This is a genomic window from Dyella sp. (genome assembly GCF_035277725.1).
Lineage (GTDB): Bacteria > Pseudomonadota > Gammaproteobacteria > Xanthomonadales > Rhodanobacteraceae > Dyella_B.
The window spans coordinates 1-7,371 of sequence record NZ_DATEJY010000034.1 but is presented as its reverse complement, the minus strand read 5'-3'; the positions used below and the strand labels follow the sequence as shown (position 1 = coordinate 7,371).

Below are 7,371 nucleotides of genomic sequence, written 5' to 3'. Positions count from 1 at the left end.
TTCCCCAGCACCGTCAAACGTGGAGTTCAAGTTCCAATGATTTTCGAAACCATCGCTAAAACAGGCCACGAAGAAGTCGTCTTCTGCCACAACCAAGACGCTGGCCTGAAAGCCATCATTGCGATCCATAACACGGTGCTGGGCCCGGCACTGGGCGGCCTGCGCATGTGGCCGTACAAGACCGAGCAAGATGCAGTGAACGACGTGCTGCGCCTGTCGCGCGGCATGACCTTCAAGAACGCGGTTGCCGGCCTGAACCTGGGCGGTGGCAAGGCGGTGATCATCGGCGATCCGTCGAAGGACAAATCCGAAGCGCTGTTCCGCGCGTTCGGCCGTTTCGTCAACTCGCTCAACGGCCGCTACATCACGGCCGAAGACGTCGGCATCGACGTCAACGACATGGAATACGTGTTCCGCGAAACCGAATACGTTACCGGCGTGCACCAGGTGCATGGCGGTTCGGGCGATCCCTCGCCGTTCACGGCGTACGGCACGCTGCAGGGCTTGATGGCCGCGCTCAACTTCAAGTACGGCAACGAAGACGTGGGCAAGTACAGCTACGCCGTGCAGGGCGCCGGCCACGTGGGCAGCGAATTCATCAAGCTGCTGCGCGAGCAAGGCGCGAAGGTGTTCGTCACCGACATCAACAAGGATGCCGTGCAACGCTGCGTGGATGAGCTGGGCTGCGAAGCCGTGGGCCTGGATGAAATCTACGACGTGAACGCCGACGTGTACTCGCCCTGTGCACTGGGCGGCACGGTGAATGAACAGACCATCGATCGCATCAAGGCGAAGATCATCTGCGGCGCGGCGAACAACCAGCTCGCCACCGACGCCATCGGTGAAGAACTGCAGCGCCGTGGCGTGCTGTACGCACCGGACTATGCCGTGAACGCCGGCGGCGTGATGAACGTGTCGCTGGAAATCGACGGCTACAACCGCGAACGCGCGATGCGCATGATGCGCACCATCTACTACAACCTGGGCCGCATCTTCGAAATCAGCAAGACGCAGAACGTGCCGACCTACAAGGCGGCCGACCGTCTGGCCGAAGAGCGCATCAGCTCGATCGGCAAGATCAAGCTGCCGCACATGGGCAACGGCGCGCCGCGCTTTGCCGGCCGCATGCGCGGCCAGTAAAACTGTACTTGTCAGTATCGAAAACGCCGGTCGCCCGACCGGCGTTTTCTTTTGTCCGCGCCGGCCGTTGGCCCTGACAGTTCTGCTAGACTTTTCACCGCAAGAACACGTGCGGTAAGGCCTTGCTTCCATTAGTAAAGGTCTCAGGGGAACCCGCTTTGCGGGTTAGGAACAATCGATGCTTCTCCGACAGCCCTGCAGCGCAATCAAGGCCTGCCGATAAGGGCACGGGGAAGGTATGCAGGGCAGCGAGCAGGCTGGGTGTGTATGAACGCAATGTTGGAAACCGGGATCAGCGACGAGGACATCCTGCTCAGGCTCAAGGATGTGCTGCAGGAAACCTTCGAGATCGATCCTGCGCGGGTCACGCCTGACAGCCATCTGTTCACCGACCTGGAACTCGACAGCATCGATGCCGTAGACCTGGCCATCCAGGTGCAGGACATGACTGGCATGCGCATCAAGCCCGAGGATTTCAAGAACGTGCGCACGGTCGGCGACGTGGTCGCCAACGTGCGCACGCTGCTGACGCGCTGAACGCAGGCAGGCTCCCTCATGCCGCTTGCGCCAGCTGCTGCCGCGGGAGCATTCCACCCCTGCGCACTGATTCCCATCTACAACCACAAGGACACCATCGCCGCCACGGTAACGGCGCTGCGCGCGCATGGCTTGCCGGTGGTGATCGTGGATGATGGTAGTAATGAGGCTACGCGCGCAGTGCTGGATGGATTGGTTTCTGAACACGTACAAGTGATTCGCCTGGTGCGCAATGGCGGCAAGGGCCGCGCCATTACGGCGGGATTTATTGCCGCACGCGATGCCGGTTTTACGCACGCGCTGCAGATCGATGCCGATGGCCAGCACGACGTGGCCGACGTGCCGCGTTTTCTCGCCGAAGGCCGTGCGGATATCCACGCGATGGTGTGCGGCCAGCCGATCTACGACGCGAGCGTGCCACGAGCGCGGCTCTACGGACGCTACGTCACGCACGTGTGCGTGTGGATGGAAACCCTGTCGTTCACGCTGCGTGATTCGATGTGCGGCTACCGTCTCTACCCGCTGGACGCGACGTGTGCCGAGATCGATCGCGCGCCCCTGCCCGCGCGCATGGATTTCGACACCGAGGTGGCGGTACGCCTGATCTGGCGCGGCGTACCGGTGCGCAACCTGCCGACCCGGGTGATCTATCCGGAAAACGGCCTGTCCCATTTCCATATGCTGCACGACAACCTGCGGATCTCCGCGATGCATACGCGATTGTTGCTTGGGATGTTGCCGCGGGCGCCGGGGTTGTTGTGGCGGAAGTGGCAGAGGGGTGTTGCATGCGTGGCTTGATACACGTATTCCAGATGAACTCACCTGGCCGTCATTCCCGCGAAAGCGGAGGCGCTTTTGAACAGCGAATGCTGGTCAACCCACTGCGCTCTGATGCATCCGTGAAAATGGATTCCCGCTTTCGCGGGAATGACGGCCTTCTGAACATGCTGGCGAAATACACATTCGTTGCGCTGCTGTTCGCCTGCCTCAACGCCCATGCCCAAAGCAGCGACCTCCTGCACGCCATCGTCAACCAGCTAAGCCAACACACCGCCATCCGTGCCAGCTTCACTCAGCAACGCCAATCCCCTGCGCTCACGCAGCCGCAAACCAGCAGTGGCCAGCTGCTGTTCGCCACTGGCCACGGCATGCTGTGGCAAATCCAGCAGCCGTATCAGGAAACGCTGGCATTGACCGACAAGCGCACCGTGCGCATCGATGCCAATGGCCGCATGCAATCGGTGCGCAACGAACGCGGTGTCGGGCAGATTTCGCAGATGCTGCAAGGCATGCTCACCGGGCAGCTGGATGAGGTAGAACGACAGTTCACCGTGCAAGCGAACGGCACCGTTGCGCAGTGGAACCTGCACTTCACGCCCAAGCAGTCACGCGTGGCGCAAGTGCTGCGCGATATCCAGCTCGACGGCGGCACATACCTGCAACGCATCCGCATCGACATGCAGGACGGCACCCAAACCGATATCCAGATGACCGACACCCGCGACGCCGGCCCGCTGAGCGCGCAGGAAAAACACGCGCTCGGTCTGCCATGACGGAACGGAACCTGCGGCTGCGCGCAATCGGCTTCACGGTGGCGACGCTGCTGATCGCCGCGCTTGGCGCATGGCTGCTGTTCGGGCGCGATCGCTCGCCGATCCAGACGGACTTGCTGGCGATGCTGCCGGCAACCGAACACGATCCGCTGGCCGAAGTGGCCGCGCAACGGTTGGCGCATGCCAATGGCGATCGCGTGGTGCTGGTAGTGGCGAATGCCGACGATGCACAAGCGAAAGCGGCTGCGCGCGACCTCGGACAGAGGTTGGCAAAGAACAACGTGTTTGCCTCCGTCACGGCCGAATTGCCGCCGTTCGATCTGCAGCAGCTGATCACGCCTTACCTGGCGCATCGCTTCAACCTGCTGACGGACGCAGATCGCCAGGCACTCGCGCAACCTGGTTACGATCCCAAGCAGGCATTGGCTCAACGCATCAATGAGCCGTTCGTCACCGGCGTGGGCACGCGTTTGCAGGATGATCCATTCGGCTGGCTGCAGCATTGGCTGGAACAGCAACCGTGGAGCCGCTCGCCGCTGTTGCCGGAAGATAATCTGCTGACCGCGCATCGCGATGACGGCAGCTACGTACTGGTGACGGCGACGCTGAGTGGATCGTCGTACGACGATGCCATCCAGCATCGCGCCCTGGATGCATTGGATCAGGCCGAGCGCAGCATCGAACACGATCATCCCGGCACGCGCGTGCTGCGTACGGGCGCCCTGTTCTACGCCGCCGCCGCACGCAGCGGTGCCGAACGCGATGTGCACCGTGTGGGCCTGATTTCCACGCTCGGCATTGCCGTGCTATTGCTGCTGGTATTCCGCTCGCCCGGTCCGCTGTTGCTGGCGTTTCTTTCCACCGCCATCGGCATCGTCGCTGCGACGGCGATCAGCGTGCTGGTATTCGGACAGATTTATCTGCTTACGCTGGTATTCGGTGCGGCGCTGCTCGGCGAAGCGGTGGACTATTCCATCCAGTACCTCACTGCGCGCGCCAATGCCGGCAATGCGTGGGAGCCGCGCAAAGGTTTGCAGCAAGTGCGCCCCGCCCTGCTGTTGGCATTGGGCACCTCGCTGCTTGGCTATGCCTTGCTCGGCATGGTGCCGTTCCCGGCATTGCGGCAGATGGCTTGCTTTGCAGTGGTTGGCATGGCGGCAGCTTGCTTGAGCGTGTTCTTCCTGCTGCCGGCGTTGCTGCAGCGGACGGCCAAACCGTTGAGCAGCCTCTCCGTTGGTTGGGCGCTGGTATTGCAAAACATCGTCGCCCGCTGTACGGCGGGATGGCGCGGCGTAGCTCTTGCGGTACTCGCTTTGCTGCTGGCGATACCGGGCTGGATGCAGATGCATCACGACGACGACGTACACCTGCTGATTTCGCCTCCGGCTGAGTTGGTCGCACAGGAAAAGCAGATTCGCGACATCACCGGCCTCGGCAACGGCACGCAGTTCTACCTGGTGCAAGGGGCGGACCAGGAACAGGTATTGCAACGCGAGGAAGCGCTGGAACAACGCCTGCAAGCGATGACGGATGCCGGACAACTGCAAGGCTGGGTCGGCCTGGCCGGGATGGTGCCTTCGCTGCAACGACAACGCGCGAACCAGGCCTTGCTGGCGCCGCTTTTTGCGCAGCCGGAACGCATGCGCCAACGGTTGCATGATGCCGGCTTTCGCGATGCCGACATCGATCGCTACCTGCAAGCGTGGCCCGGCACGTCGCTGAACTTGCAAGACTGGCTGAAGACACCGGCCGCCACGCCCTTCCGTTATTTGTGGATGGGGGATGACGCCCAAAACGGCGTGGCATCGCTGGTGCTGCCACAGGGTGATGCCTCCAGCATATTGCTCAAGCAAGCCGCCGCGAATCTGCCGGGTATCACGCTGGCGGACAAAGCAGCGGGCGTTTCCCAGCTATTCGGCCGATACCGGCGCTACGCCAGTGTCTGGCTGCTCGCCGCCGTGTTGTTGATCGTGCCGGTATTCGGTTGGCGCTATGGCTGGCGCAGCGTACCGCGCGTACTGGCGCCGCCGGTGCTGGGTATCGGCTTTACGCTGGCGACGCTCGGTTATCTGCATCATCCGCTCACGCTGTTCCACTGGATGGCCTTGATGCTGGTGCTTGGCGTGGGTGCGAACTACGCCGTCTTTCTGCGCGAAGGCGAACCGCATGTTAGGCACCGCCCCGGCGCGATGTACGCCAGCGTGTTGCTGTCCGCCGTCACCGCGTTGCTTTCGTTCGGCCTGCTGGCGTGGAGTTCGATGCCGGCGTTGCAGGATTTCGGCCTTACCCTTTTGCTTGGCATCGGTTTCACTGCCGTGCTGGTGCCTGCCAGCACGGCACCCAGGGCATCATCGCTATGAACTCACTTTTTGCATGGAGCACTCGCCCATGAAGCGCGTTGTTATTACCGGCATGGGCGGCATTACGCCGCTGGGGCACGATTGGCCGCAGATCGAGTCGCGTTTGCGCGAAGGCCGCAACGCCGTGCGCAGGATGCCGGAGTGGGATTTCTATGAATCCTTGAACAGCCGGCTGGGTTGTCCGGTGGACGATTTCAAGATTCCCGATTGGCCGCGCAAGCATCTGCGCTCGATGGGCCGCGTGGCGCAATTGGCGGTGGCGGCCAGCGAACGCGCACTGCGCGATGCCGGCTTGCTGGATGACGCCAGCATCGGCGATGGACGCATGGGCGTGGCTTACGGTTCGTCTGGCGGCAGCGTGGAACCGGTACGCGTGATGGGCCGCATGCTGGAAACCGGTTCCATGCAGGGCGTGACGGCCACCAGCTACGTGCAGATGATGGCGCATACCACGGCGGTGAACGTCGGTGTGTTCTTCGGCTTGAAGGGGCGCATCTTGCCGACCTCCAGCGCTTGCACGTCGGGCAGCCAGGCGATCGGCTATGGCTTTGAGACCATCCAGCAGGGCAAGCAGAAGCTGATGCTGTGTGGCGGCGCCGAAGAACTCTCCGGCCCGGGCGTGGCAGTGTTCGACACGCTGTTCGCCACCAGTACGCGCAACGACGATGCACCGTTGACGCCACGCCCGTTCGACAAGGCGCGCGATGGCTTGGTGGTCGGCGAAGGCGCGGCCACGCTGGTGCTGGAGGAATACGAACACGCCCGCGCACGTGGTGCACGTATCTATGCGGAAATTGTGGGCTTCGGTTGCAACTCCGATGGCAACCACATCACCCAGCCCACCAGCGAAACGATGGCGACGGCCATGCAGCTTGCGCTGCAGGATGCGCAGCTTGCTCCGGATGCGATCGGCTATGTGAGTGCACATGGCACCGCGACCGATCGTGGCGACGTGGCAGAAAGCCATGCGACAGCGCAAGTGCTCGGCAAGCGCGTGCCGGTGAGTTCCATGAAAAGCTACGTCGGGCATACGCTGGGCGCGTGCGGCGCGCTGGAATCGTGGTGGGCGGTGCAGATGATGCGCGATGGGTGGTTTGCGCCGACGGTCAATCTTGTCGAACCGGATGCGGCATGTGCAGAGCTGGATTACATCGTCAATGGCGGGCGGGCGATGCGGGTGGAGTATGTGATGAACAACAACTTCGCGTTTGGGGGGATCAATACGTCGCTGGTGTTCAAGGCACTCGATTGATGATCGCGATGATCGCCAACTCCCCTCACCGTCATTCCGGCGAAGGCCGGAATCCAGTGAAACATGGCGTGCGCTGCACACGGCATAAAAATGTGTTGAGTGCTGCGCACGGCGTATTCGTACTGGATTCCGGCCTTCGCCGGAATGACGGTGAGGCATCTGTGCAGACAGTGGTGACCTGATGCACTTCCACATCCACCACCTCCATCTCTGGGCACCCACCCTCGACACCGACGACGCCTGGCAGGCCTGGGCCAGCCACCCAACGCCCCTGCCCGACAACCAGGAACAGCCCGCCTGCGATTTCCTGCCCCCCATGCAACGCCGCCGGCTCAGCCGCTTGGCGCGCATGACCATACACGTTGCCTGGCCGCTCTGCGGCGATAACGAACAACTGCCGTTCGTGTTCGCCTCGCGCCATGGCGAAACGCCACGCACCTTCGCATTGCTCAGCGAAGTCGCGGACGAACAGCCGCTTTCGCCGACCCAGTTTGGTTTATCCGTACACAACGCCATCGCCGGCCAATGG

At 62.4% G+C, this 7,371-nt stretch carries 7 protein-coding genes; all 7 read left to right on the top strand.

The window, feature by feature from the left end; genetic code table 11:
• Window positions 1-36: 36 nt before the first annotated feature.
• The gene (locus tag VJR68_RS02800; protein ID WP_324146026.1) at window positions 37-1,140 is read left to right on the top strand and encodes a Glu/Leu/Phe/Val dehydrogenase dimerization domain-containing protein; all 1,104 of its coding nucleotides are present in this window, start codon (window positions 37-39) and stop codon (window positions 1,138-1,140) included.
• Between the two features lie 267 nt (window positions 1,141-1,407).
• Complete coding sequence (locus tag VJR68_RS02795) at window positions 1,408-1,677, top strand: acyl carrier protein (protein WP_324146025.1); 270 nt, start codon at window positions 1,408-1,410, stop codon at window positions 1,675-1,677.
• A gap of 18 nt (window positions 1,678-1,695) precedes the next feature.
• Window positions 1,696-2,475 (top strand): glycosyltransferase family 2 protein, encoded by a 780-nt coding sequence (locus VJR68_RS02790; RefSeq protein ID WP_324146024.1) that lies wholly within the window; start codon window positions 1,696-1,698, stop codon window positions 2,473-2,475.
• Between the two features lie 107 nt (window positions 2,476-2,582).
• Entirely contained in the window at window positions 2,583-3,230 is a 648-nt protein-coding gene (locus VJR68_RS02785; RefSeq protein ID WP_324146027.1) for an outer membrane lipoprotein carrier protein LolA, read from the top strand.
• Entirely contained in the window at window positions 3,227-5,590 is a 2,364-nt protein-coding gene (locus VJR68_RS02780; protein WP_324146023.1) for an MMPL family transporter, read from the top strand. Before VJR68_RS02785 ends, VJR68_RS02780 begins: the two co-directional genes overlap by 4 nt.
• A gap of 28 nt (window positions 5,591-5,618) precedes the next feature.
• Window positions 5,619-6,842, top strand: a complete 1,224-nt coding sequence (locus VJR68_RS02775; protein WP_324146022.1) for a beta-ketoacyl-ACP synthase — start codon at window positions 5,619-5,621, stop codon at window positions 6,840-6,842.
• 181 nt (window positions 6,843-7,023) lie between these two features.
• A partial coding sequence (locus VJR68_RS02770) for a beta-ketoacyl synthase chain length factor (protein ID WP_324146021.1) occupies window positions 7,024-7,371 on the top strand: 348 nt, incomplete at its 3' end.

What these genes read in the sequence shown, in the direction of transcription:
- VJR68_RS02775 (WP_324146022.1), top strand. Translation starts at nt 5,619, where the DNA reads ATGAAGCGCGTTGTTATTACCGGCATGGGCGGCATTACGCCGCTGGGG.
- VJR68_RS02790 (WP_324146024.1), top strand. Translation starts at nt 1,696, where the DNA reads ATGCCGCTTGCGCCAGCTGCTGCCGCGGGAGCATTCCACCCCTGCGCA.
- VJR68_RS02800 (WP_324146026.1), top strand. Translation starts at nt 37, where the DNA reads ATGATTTTCGAAACCATCGCTAAAACAGGCCACGAAGAAGTCGTCTTC.
- VJR68_RS02780 (WP_324146023.1), top strand. Translation starts at nt 3,227, where the DNA reads ATGACGGAACGGAACCTGCGGCTGCGCGCAATCGGCTTCACGGTGGCG.
- VJR68_RS02795 (WP_324146025.1), top strand. Translation starts at nt 1,408, where the DNA reads ATGAACGCAATGTTGGAAACCGGGATCAGCGACGAGGACATCCTGCTC.
- VJR68_RS02785 (WP_324146027.1), top strand. Translation starts at nt 2,583, where the DNA reads ATGGATTCCCGCTTTCGCGGGAATGACGGCCTTCTGAACATGCTGGCG.